Genomic DNA, 12,821 nt, shown 5'->3' with positions numbered 1-12,821 from the left:
CGAACGCGCCCTGTCCGTCGTCAAGGAGCTCGACATTGACGGGGTGGTCTCGGTCGGCGGTGGCTCGACAACCGGACTGGGCAAGGCAATCGCATTGCGTACCGAGCTGCCCCAGATCGTTGTGCCGACCACTTACGCTGGCTCCGAGATGACACCCATACTTGGGGAAACCCAGGACGGCCTTAAAACCACTCAGCGCAGTTCCAAGGTATTGCCCGAGGTGGTCGTGTATGACGTCGACCTGACCCTGTCGCTACCCACGCAAATGTCGGCGCTTTCCGCGTTCAATGCAATCGCGCATGCGGCGGAGGCGCTCTATGCTCTCGACGGAAATCCAATTGTGTCGTTGATGGCCGAAGAGGGCATACGCGCAATCGTCGCTGCGCTGCCGCGCATCATGAACGAACCGGATAATCCCACTGCCCGTGCCGACGTGCTGTACGGTGGATGGTTGTGTGCGTGCTGTCTCGGCGCGGTGACGATGGGCTTGCATCACAAGCTTTGCCACACGCTAGGCGGCCTGTTCGACCTGCCGCACGCGCAAACTCATGCGGTCGTACTGCCGTACGCGCTCGCGTACAACGCGCCGGAAATACCCCAAGCGATGATCCATCTGCGGCGCGCGATGAAGGCGGAGGATCCGGTCCTCGCCCTTCTCCAGCTCGAACGCGAATGTGGCATTCCTCTGGCGCTGCGCGATATTGGTATGCCGCACGAAGGCATACCGCGTGCGATCGAACAGGCAATAGCCAATCCGTATCGCAATCCGCGGCCAATCGAGGCCGGGGCGCTTGGTGAGCTACTTCAACGAGCATGGGCGGGCGACGGCGTCTGAACCATGCTGGGTCTGATCGGGACCTCGTCGAACTATCAAAGCTTCGATGTCGCGCCGGACAAGATGCCCATGTCCGACATGGGCCGAAGCTATCGGTCAGTGGTCTGAGGTGCGCCACTCGTCTGAACTCCACGTTATCTCAACTCAACAGCAAGTTGAGGGGCTGGGCCAACTACTATCGTCACGTGGTCGCGAAGAAAGTCTTCGCCTATGTCGACCATCATGTGTTTCATGCGCTGATCGCATGGATCAATCGACGGCACCCTAACAAATCGGCACGATGGAAGCGTCAGCGATACTTTCGCTCCGAAGGTCGACGCAATTGGGTGTTCTTCGCATTGACCCGTGATGGACTGGGGAAAACCACTTGCCTTGATCTGCTTCAAGCCGCCAGTGTTCCAATTACCCGGCACATCAAGATTCAAGCGAACGCCACCCCTTACGACCCAGCTTTCACGAACTACTTCGCTCGGCGTGCGCATTTCCGACGAGTAAGTCGCTTAATGTGGTCCCGGGCACGCGGATATTCTCAGCTAATCTGGTCCCGGAACGATCGATGTAATCGGGCCCGACGGTTTATGTTATCGGGCCACTACAAATAGCCGGCTCAGTGCGGTTGATCTTGTCGTGCAGCGCCGTCAGCGAAACTGGCAGATCCTTCGACTGCCTTGCCGCCGCGTGCAGTGAGGGACGCAGTCCCAGCGAGACATGGGTCATCAACTCCACCACAGTCGAAAACAGAAGCTCACGCGGATACTGTCGCTGCCGGCTCGTGGCAAACACCTCATTCACCCATTCCGGCGCTATCGCATGTTCGAGCGTCAATCGGGCCATCACGCTGATCGGCGCCTGTTTCCCGAATCTCTCCATCACCTCTTCAAACATCGTTTCACGCCTGCGCTCATTAAACAGACCGCCAGGTTATCAGGTTCGACGAACAAAGACCTTGAAAGGGCCGGGACTGGAACCCCTGTTACGGGCGGTAATGCAAGCCAGGTCGAATTCGATCGCTCTGCCACCTAGTATGTAGATACTACAGGGTGCAGCCAGCCGTGCTGCGGCGCAAAGAAGAAGCGAGGAGGCCCTATGATCCGTGCGCAATTCATGACGTCGACGAGCAGCGTCGCGGCCGTGCTTGTGCTGTCCGCCTGCGTCTATGCCGGTCCCTACACATACTATCCGGGGGTGGGCGGCTATTACGCCTGCACGAACGGTACGCCGACCGCGGCCACAAGGGCCGCGAGCGATGCGACCGGCGCGACGGGTGTGCCGACTTTGCCACCCGCTCCGCCCGGCTGCGCGTTTGTCGCGGTGCCGCTGCCTGCGTACTATCCCGCGCCCGTGTATTACGGCTACCCGGCCTACTACGGATACCCGTATCCAGCGTACTACGGATGGTGGGGCGGCGGTTACTGGCGGGGCGGATATTACTCGAGAGGTGGTTACTGGCACGGCGGTGGCCGTTGGCACTGAAGCACGGCGCTGGGTGTCGCAGACTGCGCTGCAGGGGAAACTTGTGAACCTCCTTCACGAACCGAAATATCGGACCGCGAAGGAATGGACACCGTGCTACCCGCCGATCTGTCAGTGGACCGGGTGATCGCCGACGGCGCGTACTACAGCATCAAGCCGAGCACATCGGCCAGCGCGGCATCGTTCATGTCCGCCAGCGCGTCATCGAGACCGCTCGGTCCCAGCAACCGGTCCGCATGCTGATACAGATCTTCAATGTACCGAAGCTTGCCCGCCTGGGTCGATGCGGCCAGATGACCCATCAGCAAAGTAGAAATGTCGTGGTTTGTGCGTTTGTTATCTCTTTGATGAGGTTTTGAGTACAGGGTCCTGGAGGCTGGCCGTGGTTCTGCCAATCGCGGTGTTCAGATCCTCAACGCTGATCTCCCGCTGCTTCCTTGTGCCCGCCTTGCGCTCCTTCAACTTGGGCGCCTGCCCCTGATTGGTTCGTGACGGCGAACCTGACGCGCGGCGGTTATCGCGATCCGCCTGGATCAGCTGCGCGACCTGCAGCACGTGCCCCAGCCGCTTGTGATCGACCACCGCGCCCTGGTCGATCTCCGAGAGCCGGTCATAAGGCGTGCAGGGAAGGGCGATGCCATCCGCGCGGATCTCGATGCGACCGTCCGGATACTCATACACATCGATGTAGCGTCCGACCAGCCTGCGGGTCGCTTCCGTATCGTCCAGCAGGTAGATCACCCGGTCATACCGCAGCGTCAGCGAGCGCGTGACCCGACGCGGTTCACGCCACGTCAGGATGGTGTCGAGATTCTCATCCGCACGCAGCGGCCGGTGAGCGTTGAACGCGCTCCTGGGAGCCTTGCCAAAGCGCGTGTTGTAGTCAGCGATGAAGCGGGGCGCATAGGCATTGGCCGCTTCCCGCGTGTCGATGCCACGCAGCCGCAGCTCCTTCACGAGCCGGTCCTGCAGCGTCTGGGGGGCGACAATGATTTCGTCCGGTGTACCGACATTCATCTTGGCCGGTAGTGAGGAGTCGGAGGCGGCGTAGCCGCCGGAGACGACGAACTGCCGGCGCCGCCGGATCGGCGAGGCTTAGGATGGCTGACTGAACCTAAAAAGAGGCGGTCAGCCCATGTCTGGAAGCCGCATCACCGACCAGCAGGTCCGCCTCTACATGAACCATCGCAAACACCATCCGCAGAAGCTCGCTGCGGCGAAGTCAGGCATGAGCGAGCGCACGGCGCGGCGTGTCGAACACGAAGCCGGGCTACCGTCACAGCAGCCCCGGCGCTACTGGCGCTCGCGCCCTGATCCGTTCGCCGATGTCTGGGAGAGCGAAGTGGTCCCATTGCTACGCGCTGCGCCAAAGCTGAAGGCGATCACCCTGCTGCGCAAATTGCAGGAGGACCATCCCGAGCGCTTTCCGGACAGCATGCGGCGCACGTTTGAGCGACATGTCAGCCAGTGGCGCGCGCTCGAAGGGCCGAACCAGGAAGTGTTCTTCCCTCAAACGTATCAACCGGGCGCGCGAGGCCTGTCGGACTTCACGCACATGGACAAGTTGTGCGTAACGATTGGTGGCATCCCGTTCAACCACCTGCTGTATCACTTCGTGCTGGCGTTCTCGCGCTGGGAATACGCCAGCGTGGTCGATGGCGGAGAGAGCTTCCAGGCGCTCGCGACGGGATTGCAGAATGCGCTGTGGCAGGCTGGTGGCTGCCCGCGCGAACATCGCTCCGACAGTCTGTCGGCGGCATTCAGGAACCTGCAGGAAGAGGAAGACTTCACGGTCCGCTATGCGTCGTTGCTCGCACATTACGGGATGGAAGGCACGCGCAACAACCGGGGCCTGGCCCACGAGAATGGCAGCGTCGAATCCTCGCATCGCTATCTGAAGGATCAGGTCGATCAGGCTCTGGAGTTGCGCGGTCACCGCGACTTCGCAGACCGCGCCGCGTACGACGAGTTCGTGCGCGGCGTGGTAATGCGCCGCAACCGGCGCAATGCTGCAGCGTTCCAGATCGAGCGCGAACACTTGCTGGATCTGCCTGAGCACCGTACCACCGACTTCGTTGAGGAAGAGGCGCGCGTGACCCGTTGCGGAACGTTCACCGTACGTTGCGTCCTGTACAGCGCGCCGTCGCGGCTGATCGGCCATCGCGTGAAGGTGCGCCTCTACAGCGACCGGCTCGATTGCTATCTGTCCGGCGCGCTCGTGCACAGCACGACGAGGGCCACGCACACGAGCAAGCGGCGCGGTCGCGGCATCGACTACCGGCACTTCATCGACGCACTCAAACGCAAGCCGCAGGCCTTCAGGGGTCTCGCGTTCCGTGACGATCTGTTTCCGCGTGAAGCCTATCGTCGCACCTGGGAACGACTGGATCAGGCACTGACGCCGCGTAGCGCCTGCAAGACCATGGTGGGCTTGCTTGAGCTCGCCGGGCACCACGGCGTCGAGGCACAACTGGCCGAGCGGCTCGATGCATTGCTCGAACTCGGTGAACTGCCCGATCTGAAGGCGTTGTTCGATGAGTTCGCGCCGCGCCAGGCCGAGTGTCCGGTGGTTGTCGTCGAGATGCCGTCCGCCGCGCTTTACGACACGTTGCTCGATGAGGAGGTGCTCGCATGAACGCCGCCTACGATGCTGGCCGTATCGCACTTATGCTCAACGAACTGCGCCTGCCAACGATCGGCCGGTTGTGGCCGGACTTCGCTGAACGCTCGGACAAGGAAAGCTGGCAGGCGTCGCGGCTACTCGGTGCATTGCTCGAACATGAATTTGCCGAGCGCGCCAAACGAAGAATCGAACGTCATCGTGCCGAGTCACATCTGGATCCGACCAAGACGCTCGCCACCTTCGACTTCGGTGTTGTGCCTATGGTCTCAAAGGCGCATGTGATGGCGCTGGCCACCGGCGATTCGTGGCTTGAGAAAGGCGCCACGATTCTCCTGTTCGGGCCGCCTGGAGGCGGGAAAAGTCATCTTGGAAGCGCAATCGGACATGCCCTGATCGATGCCGGCTATCGTGTGTTGTTCACCCGAACCGGCGAAATCGTGCAGAAGCTCCAGGTCGCACGTCAAAGTTTGCAGCTGCCTTCGGCGCTCGCCAAACTCGACCGGTTCGACCTGATCATCCTGGACGATCTGTCGTATGTGAGGAAGGACCAGGCCGAAACCAGCGTGCTGTTCGAGTTGATCGCCGAAAGATACGAGCGGAAAAGTCTTCTGATAACCGCCAACCAGCCATTCTCCGGCTGGAATGACGTCTTCCCGGACCCCGGCATGACGGTGGCCGCCATCGACCGGCTCGTCCATCACTCGACGATCTTCGAGCTGAATGTCGAAAGCTATCGGCGCCGCACAGCCAGCGACAAACAGAAAGAGCGCCGCCGTCAATTACCCACTGACAACCAGAACGGAGCGACGACCATGACCCCCTGACGCAGCGACAATCACCTCGGCCGACCGGCCAAGATGTTTGTCGGTAAACCGGACTTCCTGCTTGACGCTATCCAAGCGTCAGGTTCGCACGCTCGACGCGCCCCTTGGCCTGACTCGAATTCGCACATAACCCATCGATGTTCAGCTCGAACATCGCCCGGCCGAAGTGCGTCACGCTGCTGCCGGTTTCATGGGCTTTGCCACTGCGAAACACGCTGGCCTTGTCGCTGTAGAACGTGCCGGGCTTGCCGTGGCATTCGATGTACGCCCGCGTCGCCTCGAAATAGCTGAAGGTCGATTCGCTCGCCGTGAAGTGCAGATGCATCAGCCGGCTGGTCGCATCGTCGACGTACACCAGCAGCGTGCAGGCCGGCGCCCGTTCCTCGAACCACCGGTGATCGCTGCCATCGATCTGGATCAGCTCGCCCAGACACGCACGACGGGCCCGCGGCTGGTAGATCCTTGGCGGCCGCTGCCGGCGCGGCACCCACAGTCCGGCGTCCGTCATCAACCGTCGCACCGTTTCCTTGGCGAGCCGGATGCCGTGAGATTCGTACAGCTTCTCGCAGGCCAGCGTCGGTCCAAAATCGGCATAACGCTCACGGATGATCGCCAGAGCCCGCCGGGCCAGACTCTCGTCCAGACGCCGGTTACCTTGCCGGCCACGCTTGCGCGAACTCAGTCCGGACGCACCGGACTCGCGGTAACGGATCACCAGACGTTGGACCTGCCGTACGGTCAGGCCCAGACGCTCGGCCGCGCGTCCGGGCTTGAGCCGCATGTCCACCACGGACTGGATTACCTCCAGACGGTCGAGCTCTCGCATGTTCAATGTCACCAGTGCAGCTGGATGCATGGCCGGCTCCGTAGTCCCGCGGGGAACCGGCAAGCATACCGAGACCAAAACACGACATTTCTAAATGGCTAGAACCGGACATTACTACTTGGGGCCTACACCAATAAATGTTGATTCTTGGCACCTGTGGCGCGGCGTTGCGGGAGAAAGGGAATGGCCAGTGTCAACGGTTATGGACGCCTGAGTAATGTTTTGCAGGGAAAAACCAAGAGGAACCGTTGCGTCGCATGCGTGGCCGTTTCTGTTGCGCGGAATCCGGCTGGAAGCCTTGAGCTGCCGTCGCAGGATGCCCGAAAAACGCAACACCGTAAAACATACCAAATATTGATTCTTGGCACCTACGGCGCGGCGTTGCGCGACAGAGGGAATGGCAAGTGTCAGCGTTTATCGACGCCTGAGTAATGTTTTGCAGGGAAAAACCAAGAGGAACCGTTGCGTCGCATGCGTGGCCGTTTCTGTTGCGCGGAATCCGGCTGGAAGCCTTGAGCCACCGTCGCCGGATGCCCGAAAAACGCAACAGTCCCAAACATACCAGTCCTGTTGATAATTTATCTTATGTCAAATTGTTTCGCTGACTTGCTCACCTCGGGCCACATTCGGCTATCGTGCGTATCTATGCTCGCGCTCGAAACTTCCGCGATGCAAGGCAATTCCAGCGGTGACATATCGGCCGACGAAACTCCTGTAGTGGCCAATATCGAGCCCGATCCCACAAGTCCTGACGTTCCGCCGGCTGAATTGCTCGCGTGGGTCGGCGTTCACGCTCCGCATTTCCTGTCGAGCCGGCGCAGCTTCGCGCTGTATGTGCGTGGCTGGAACGTGGTCGACAAAATCCGACGAGCCAAGCGTGAAGGCACGTTCGCCGCGGTACTCGCGCGCTGGGGCTCTCTCGCAGTCGAACTGCCGCGAATGTGGCGCTCTGGCCGCATGTTTGCGGGAATCGGGCCGCCTGCATACACGCACGACGAATGCGATCCGTAGCCCAAACTCGTCTGATGTGCATTCAGAACGCGTAACGATCCGAAGCAGCACACAAACAAATAAGCCCGCGAAATGCGGGCTTACCTGGTTTTCGCCTTCCCTGCTTCCCAGCCTGCCGAATCTGAACGGTGGTTGCTCATGGCTACGCGGCACGCTCAAGTTGCTAACGGCCCCGAATCATGCCGTGCGATTTCGCAAACTCGCGCAATGCATCGTTCATGCGGGATTGCCAGCCGGCGCCGGTTTCTTTGAAGGCGTCGACGACGTCAGGATCGAGCCGGATCGTTGTACGTACCTTGTGCTGGTCGATCGGCATCGAGGGGCGGCCGGGACCTCTCAGCACGGCGGCCGCTGCCTTTTCGCCGACCATCGTCGGCAATGCGTCACGCGCGGGGCGCATGCGCTTCAATTGCGCATCCGTGAGTGGCAGGTTATCTGCATCACTCTCGGCCGCCCTGGTGAGCGCTGCATCTTCAGCGGCGTCGGGGATATGGAATTTACGCTTCGTCGACATATTTAAGCACCTCTCTACGGTTAGCTTTGCGCAGACTGATTGCACGCAGCGTTTCGCCGCGCATGGTGAATGAAAGCGAATAGATGCGATCGCCGATCGGGCCGAACGCAGTGAACCGTTCTTCGCTGTAGTCGAACCGGTTATCGCGCCACACTAGCGCGACGTCCATTTCGAATGCTTCGGCCATCGCCAGCGAAACGCCGTGCTTTCCTTGGTTGATTTGGTCTTTGACCGGGTCGAATTCGATTTGCATGTAATTATTGTATGCACAAAAACTACTACCTGCAAGCTATTTTTGTGCATACAAAAAAGCAGGCTGTATCCCGGCTTATCTCATTGCGTCCGATGCACTGCTTCGCCTGCGTGCTGTGCTAGGCTCTCGCCTTCATTTTCCTTTCAAATAAAAAGGGGTAAAGCCGATGAAGCTGGTTGGAAAAGTGCGATCGCGCGTCGTCACCGCTGTCTCGATTCTTTCTTTTTGCGCCCTCTCGGGCCATGCCGTGGCTGGTGAGTCGCGGCCCGCTGCCGTTCACCAGGTGAAGGACGGGACGTGGATCGGATGCGACTCACAGAAGCGATTCGATAAGGTCATGTCCTACCTTGGCGACAAGGCGGCGTTTCGTAAGGCCGCGACGAGTGCGATGGCCGCCGGCGAATGCACGATGTTTCGCGGCGGCGAAACCGTGTGTCTCGTCGGCGTGAAAATGTTTGGCGGGGTCGTCAAAGTGCGCCGCGATGGCGACGTGGACGAATACTGGACGAATATGGAAGCGGTCAAATAATCCTTACAGGCCGCCTTTCCTGAAGTGCGAACGGTGCCGGCCGGTCGTCGGGGCGCCGCCCCTCTCCACTTACGCAACGACCGGCCCAAACGTAATGCCGACGTAGCAACGCATTGCGGCTTCAAGTTCGGAGTCGCCTAAATAAAACTAGATCGAATTATTCTCGGGGTCGTCGCTCTCCAGCTTCCCGATTCTCAGCCACGACTCGGCGAACGGCTTCCAAAAGGTCCGGGCGCGCTTCAGGGTCGGGGACTTCGATCAGCTTGCGCGGAGCCTTGGCTTGGGGCTTCAGCGTCACACCGTAAAGTTTTTGCGGCGCAGTCATAGTTCGTCTCCAGCTTCGATGACAGCCAATTCGGACGGCGGGCTCGGTATTGCTTCTGGTTTCCGAAAATCACACCTTCGGATCTTTACGGAGTAAGGAACTGTGCATTCCGTGCGTCGTGCGCCTCCATGCTTCGTCGGCGCGTTGCTGGGCCGATTTCACGGTATATGCGACCCCCTGCTTGCCCTTCGGAGCCGGCGAAAACGCCGAAGTCAGACCGGAAAGTGTCCTGCGGACGGTCTTGGTGACCATGGCGCACTCCGCGGTTGTGTCGGAACGGTCAGTCTAGGCCTTTACGTGCAGATCGTGATACTGCACGTTTACACAGTACTTTGGCGAGTGCGCTATGGGCGGACGCCCATAGCGAAACCGTGCCCGTGCGATCCCGCCGCGCCAGGGGAATGATCAGTTACGCCGTCTTGTAAGCAGGTCTGCCACGCCGGCGCGGGTGGCTATTTCCCAAATATATCCGCGCGAATAATCGACGCCCACCCGCCGATGAAGCACGATGCGCAAACGAGCGTTCGTCCAGTGATCAGCCTCTATGCCGAGTGTTCGAGGCGACTGCCTGAGCGCCGCGGCAACCCATGCCAGCGTTTCGTCATTGATCGCGGAACCCCTCTTCTCCGTGCGCTGCTTCGGCGATCGCATTCGATGGTCCATTCCAAGCTTCCCGACGACGGTTCTCACACGACCGGACTTCCTGCTTGACGCTATCCAGGCGACGGTTTTTCTGAAGTTGAATAGGTGAGTCGGTATGCGAGGCCATAGCCCCGAACAAGGTGGCCAACATGCGAAGCTGAAAACTGGACTCCGAAACGCCGAAAGATCAATTCGCGCAGTTGGCTTATAGTCCAGGTCGGCCCTGGATATCAATCAGGAAGTGTATGGCCTACCCGAATATCTCGGCGCGCTGCATGCGGCATGGCTGAACGAGTCGGCGACGCTGTTTCGCCGGCGCTACTATGAAAACGGATCTCACGCCGGGTTCATCCTGTACATGACAGATGCGGCCCAGAAACAGGAAGACGTCGATGCTTTGCGCGAGGCGTTGAAAAACAGCAAGGGACCGGGCAATTTCCGGAACCTCTTCATGTACGCACCTAACGGGAAAAAGGAAGGGATTCAGCTAATCCCGGTGTCCGAGGTCACGGCGAAAGACGAGTTTTTCAACATCAAGAACGTGACTCGCGACGACCTGCTCGCCGCGCACCGCGTACCGCCGCAGCTTATCGGCGTGGTGCCGAGCAACACGGGCGGATTTGGCGCCGCAGACACAGCGGCCGAGGTGTTCGGGGCCAACGAAATCGAACCGCTCCAACGCCGTTTTACGCAGCTCAATGAGTGGATCGGCGACGAGGTCGTGCGGTTCAATCCCTACAGTATCAAACGGGCGGCCGTCGCAGCTTGAGCGGCTTCCGCCGATCGCAATGGGTGTGTCCGGCCAGTTCCCGTCATTCCTCTACCTGAGCAAATGGACGCTCATATGGCCGATGCACTTCGGCAGCTGACATTCGTCTCTCAGTGTTGCCCCGAACTGGGCGGCCGGCTGCATACAGCCATCGGAGCTTCCGCTAGAGAGATGGACATACGCAACGGATCTCACGGCTTCATGTTCCATACAATCGGGATTACCCGTTCGGTAGGCGCCATGACCTTCGTCTCTTGCACGAAAGCAGCGAGTTTTTGCAAAAAACCGCACACGGACCATGAACCCGGCTTCGGCTATCGTATGGATCACGCGTGGTGGTTCCCGGCAGCGTAGCTGAGCCCCCTCTGGTGCATCGGACAACCGTCGGATTGCCTGTACGAAAGAATAGCTCTGGTCATGATCAGTCGCACATTCTGGTGAGCGTTGCTTGCTTCCCGCTGGAAAGATTTGTTTTTCATATGGTGTGACCGGGCCAGGACCGCCGCGCGCATTGTGATATTCCAATGCGGAGGTCACCATGTCACAAGAACTCCCGATGCTGGATCCGTTAGCCGCCTTCGTGGACGTCGGCAGCGAACACATGCATGTTTCGGTGGGCGGCAACACGCCGGAGGTGTTCGGTACCGTGACGTCCCAACTGCACGCGTTGCGCGACTGGCTGATCGCACAGGGCGTGCATTCGGTCGCGATGGAAGCGACCGGCGTTTACTGGTTACCGTTGTACGGTGTACTCGAAAGCGCCGGCCTGCAAGTGCGCATGGTCAATGGCAGGCAGACGCGCAATCTGCCGGGCAGGAAAACCGATATGGCTGACAGCCAGTGGGGAGCCACGCTGCACATGCATGGCCTGCTACACGCTGGCTTCGTGCCACCCGCTGATATTCGGCGGTTGCAGGACTACCTGCGTTTGCGCGCCGAACATGTAACGGCCGCGGCCGCCTGTGTGCAACTGATGCAAAAGGCCCTCGACCGCATGAATATCAAGCTGCACGATGTCATATCGTCACTGGCCGGCGTCAGCGGCATGGCGGTAGTACGCGCGATCGTGGCCGGCGAGCGCTCCCCTGAGGCACTGGTAGCACTGTGCGATGTGCAGATCCGGCGAAAAAAGGAACAGGCCGTGATCGAATCTCTGCGCGGCACATGGGCCGACGAGCACATCTTCGCACTCGATCAGGCATTGCAATCCTGGGATCACTACCAGAAACTCGTCGCCGATTGCGACAGGCGCATCACGGCGGTACTGCCGCCGCATGATGAGACCCGGCCCCCATTGCCCAGGTCCACCAAACAAACCGGCGTCAACGCCCCGGAAATTTCCAGGCTGCGCGAGATACTCGCACAGATGTGCGGCGGACGGGATCTGACGAAGCTGCCCGCAGTGTCCCAGTACGGCGTGCTACAACTTATCGGCGAAGTGGGCACCGATCTCAGCGTCTGGCCAACTGAAAAGCACTTCACTTCCTGGGCAGGGCTGGCACCCGGCAGTGACGATAGTGGCAAGCGAAAGAAACGCGTCAGGCGCGGCCGCAACCGGACCGGACAGCTCTTTTGCATGATGGCGCAAAGCCTGGTGCGCAGCAAGGATATTGCGCTGGGTGGTTTCTACCGGCGGCTCGCTGCGCGCCGCGGTGGTCTGGTCGCGACCAAGGCACTCGCACGCAAACTGGCTGGGTGGTTCTGGCGCGTGATGGTCAAGGGAGACGACTACGTTGAAAAAGGACTCGCTCGCTATGAGGAACAGGTTCGGAAAACCAAGGAGCAAGCTCTCAAGCGGCTTGCAAAAACTAGGACGCCAACTCGATCCGCTCCCAACCGCTGATGCTATGGCATCTTGAAAAGACGGAATGTGGAGGGTTCATGGAAAGGGCGGCTGAAAACAAGGCGGCCGATTACCTTGACCCGCCGTTCCCGCCGTTCCCGCCGTTCCCGCCGTTCCCGCCGTTCCCGCCTCCGCCGTTCCCGCCTCCGCCGTGACCGCCTGCGCCATGACCGCCTGCGCCTGAACCGCCTGCACCCGAGCCGCCCGCGCCTGAACCGCCTGCGCCCGAACCGCCTGCACCCGAACCGCCTGCACCCGAACCGCCCGCACCCGAACCGCCTGCGCCCGAACCGCCTGCTCCTTAACCGCCGGCACCCGAACCGCCGGCACCCGAACCGCCTGCACCTTGACCGC

The 12,821-nt window shown here is 60.3% G+C and carries 15 protein-coding genes and 4 pseudogenes; 10 read left to right on the top strand and 9 right to left on the bottom strand.

What is annotated here, in order from left to right:
* Positions 1-835: maleylacetate reductase (locus GNZ13_RS50835; protein WP_172179007.1), on the top strand; the 835-nt coding region annotated here is incomplete at its 5' end.
* Positions 836-939: 104 nt separating this feature from the next.
* Entirely contained in the window at positions 940-1,437 is a 498-nt protein-coding gene (locus GNZ13_RS54575) for a group II intron maturase-specific domain-containing protein (RefSeq protein WP_407945726.1), read from the top strand.
* On the opposite strand, the pseudogene GNZ13_RS50825 reads toward GNZ13_RS54575, so the two are convergent.
* Positions 1,424-1,669 (bottom strand): annotated as a pseudogene (locus tag GNZ13_RS50825) (IS4 family transposase); the annotation flags it as partial. The gene GNZ13_RS54575 and the pseudogene GNZ13_RS50825 overlap by 14 nt on opposite strands.
* Positions 1,670-1,921: 252 nt before the next feature.
* On the opposite strand from GNZ13_RS50825, the gene GNZ13_RS50820 reads away from it, so the two are divergent.
* A complete protein-coding gene (locus GNZ13_RS50820) occupies positions 1,922-2,308 on the top strand; it encodes a hypothetical protein (RefSeq protein WP_236002571.1) in 387 nt (128 codons plus the stop codon).
* Between the two features lie 143 nt (positions 2,309-2,451).
* Here GNZ13_RS50820 and GNZ13_RS50815 read toward each other — a convergent pair whose 3' ends face one another.
* A complete protein-coding gene (locus GNZ13_RS50815; protein ID WP_216675337.1) occupies positions 2,452-2,616 on the bottom strand; it encodes a hypothetical protein in 165 nt (54 codons plus the stop codon).
* Positions 2,617-2,644: 28 nt separating this feature from the next.
* A pseudogene (locus GNZ13_RS50810) lies at positions 2,645-3,283 on the bottom strand (ISNCY family transposase); the annotation flags it as partial.
* A 160-nt stretch (positions 3,284-3,443) separates the two neighbouring features.
* Here GNZ13_RS50810 and istA point away from each other — a divergent pair.
* Positions 3,444-4,943, top strand: coding sequence for an IS21 family transposase (gene istA / locus GNZ13_RS50805; RefSeq protein ID WP_172179005.1), 1,500 nt, complete (start codon positions 3,444-3,446; stop codon positions 4,941-4,943).
* Entirely contained in the window at positions 4,940-5,755 is an 816-nt protein-coding gene (istB, locus tag GNZ13_RS50800) for an IS21-like element helper ATPase IstB (protein ID WP_172179004.1), read from the top strand. The genes istA and istB overlap by 4 nt, the downstream gene beginning before the upstream one ends.
* A gap of 73 nt (positions 5,756-5,828) precedes the next feature.
* On the opposite strand, the pseudogene GNZ13_RS50795 reads toward istB, so the two are convergent.
* Positions 5,829-6,611 (bottom strand): annotated as a pseudogene (locus GNZ13_RS50795) (ISNCY family transposase); the annotation flags it as partial.
* Between the two features lie 153 nt (positions 6,612-6,764).
* Between GNZ13_RS50795 and GNZ13_RS50790 the strand changes: the two are divergent.
* Positions 6,765-7,013 carry a hypothetical protein gene (locus tag GNZ13_RS50790; protein WP_172179003.1) on the top strand — a complete coding sequence of 83 codons (249 nt, stop codon included), beginning with the start codon at positions 6,765-6,767 and terminating at the stop codon, positions 7,011-7,013.
* Positions 7,014-7,226: 213 nt separating this feature from the next.
* Complete coding sequence (locus GNZ13_RS50785; RefSeq protein ID WP_172178997.1) at positions 7,227-7,592, top strand: hypothetical protein; 366 nt, start codon at positions 7,227-7,229, stop codon at positions 7,590-7,592.
* Positions 7,593-7,755: 163 nt separating this feature from the next.
* Here GNZ13_RS50785 and GNZ13_RS50780 read toward each other — a convergent pair whose 3' ends face one another.
* The gene (locus tag GNZ13_RS50780) at positions 7,756-8,106 is read right to left on the bottom strand and encodes a BrnA antitoxin family protein (RefSeq protein WP_172179002.1); all 351 of its coding nucleotides are present in this window, start codon (positions 8,104-8,106) and stop codon (positions 7,756-7,758) included.
* Complete coding sequence (locus GNZ13_RS50775; RefSeq protein ID WP_172179001.1) at positions 8,090-8,359, bottom strand: BrnT family toxin; 270 nt, start codon at positions 8,357-8,359, stop codon at positions 8,090-8,092. The genes GNZ13_RS50780 and GNZ13_RS50775 overlap by 17 nt, the downstream gene beginning before the upstream one ends.
* Before the next feature lie 337 nt (positions 8,360-8,696).
* Here GNZ13_RS50775 and GNZ13_RS51905 point away from each other — a divergent pair, with 337 nt between their 5' ends.
* Positions 8,697-8,888 carry a hypothetical protein gene (locus tag GNZ13_RS51905; protein ID WP_216675336.1) on the top strand — a complete coding sequence of 64 codons (192 nt, stop codon included), beginning with the start codon at positions 8,697-8,699 and terminating at the stop codon, positions 8,886-8,888.
* A gap of 394 nt (positions 8,889-9,282) precedes the next feature.
* Here GNZ13_RS51905 and GNZ13_RS50765 read toward each other — a convergent pair whose 3' ends face one another.
* Positions 9,283-9,465, bottom strand: a complete 183-nt coding sequence (locus GNZ13_RS50765) for a hypothetical protein (protein WP_172179000.1) — start codon at positions 9,463-9,465, stop codon at positions 9,283-9,285.
* Between the two features lie 461 nt (positions 9,466-9,926).
* Positions 9,927-10,064, bottom strand: coding sequence for a hypothetical protein (locus tag GNZ13_RS54570; RefSeq protein WP_407945724.1), 138 nt, complete (start codon positions 10,062-10,064; stop codon positions 9,927-9,929).
* A 17-nt stretch (positions 10,065-10,081) separates the two neighbouring features.
* On the opposite strand from GNZ13_RS54570, the pseudogene GNZ13_RS50755 reads away from it, so the two are divergent.
* Both GNZ13_RS50755 and GNZ13_RS50750 read left to right on the top strand, forming a co-directional pair.
* Positions 10,082-10,624: pseudogene (locus GNZ13_RS50755) on the top strand (phage portal protein); the annotation flags it as partial.
* 538 nt (positions 10,625-11,162) lie between these two features.
* A complete protein-coding gene (locus tag GNZ13_RS50750) occupies positions 11,163-12,467 on the top strand; it encodes an IS110 family RNA-guided transposase (protein WP_328807429.1) in 1,305 nt (434 codons plus the stop codon).
* Between the two features lie 36 nt (positions 12,468-12,503).
* On the opposite strand, the gene GNZ13_RS51900 is transcribed toward GNZ13_RS50750, so the two are convergent.
* Positions 12,504-12,821, bottom strand: a 318-nt coding sequence (locus GNZ13_RS51900) for a hypothetical protein (protein ID WP_216675335.1), incomplete at its 5' end; no start/stop codon positions are given.

It is taken from the genome of Paraburkholderia elongata (assembly GCF_013177735.1).
In the GTDB taxonomy this organism is placed as follows: Bacteria; Pseudomonadota; Gammaproteobacteria; order Burkholderiales; family Burkholderiaceae; genus Paraburkholderia; species Paraburkholderia elongata.
This window is presented reverse-complemented; position numbering and strand designations above follow the sequence as displayed.

Excerpts from the sequence above, each read along its gene's own strand:
- GNZ13_RS50820 (WP_236002571.1), top strand. The coding sequence starts at position 1,922 with ATGATCCGTGCGCAATTCATGACGTCGACGAGCAGCGTCGCGGCCGTG.
- istA (WP_172179005.1), top strand. The coding sequence starts at position 3,444 with ATGTCTGGAAGCCGCATCACCGACCAGCAGGTCCGCCTCTACATGAAC.
- istB (WP_172179004.1), top strand. The coding sequence starts at position 4,940 with ATGAACGCCGCCTACGATGCTGGCCGTATCGCACTTATGCTCAACGAA.
- GNZ13_RS50790 (WP_172179003.1), top strand. The coding sequence starts at position 6,765 with ATGGCCAGTGTCAACGGTTATGGACGCCTGAGTAATGTTTTGCAGGGA.
- GNZ13_RS50785 (WP_172178997.1), top strand. The coding sequence starts at position 7,227 with ATGCTCGCGCTCGAAACTTCCGCGATGCAAGGCAATTCCAGCGGTGAC.
- GNZ13_RS50780 (WP_172179002.1), bottom strand. The coding sequence starts at position 8,106 with ATGTCGACGAAGCGTAAATTCCATATCCCCGACGCCGCTGAAGATGCA.
- GNZ13_RS50775 (WP_172179001.1), bottom strand. The coding sequence starts at position 8,359 with ATGCAAATCGAATTCGACCCGGTCAAAGACCAAATCAACCAAGGAAAG.
- GNZ13_RS51905 (WP_216675336.1), top strand. The coding sequence starts at position 8,697 with ATGTCCTACCTTGGCGACAAGGCGGCGTTTCGTAAGGCCGCGACGAGT.
- GNZ13_RS50765 (WP_172179000.1), bottom strand. The coding sequence starts at position 9,465 with ATGGTCACCAAGACCGTCCGCAGGACACTTTCCGGTCTGACTTCGGCG.
- GNZ13_RS50750 (WP_328807429.1), top strand. The coding sequence starts at position 11,163 with ATGTCACAAGAACTCCCGATGCTGGATCCGTTAGCCGCCTTCGTGGAC.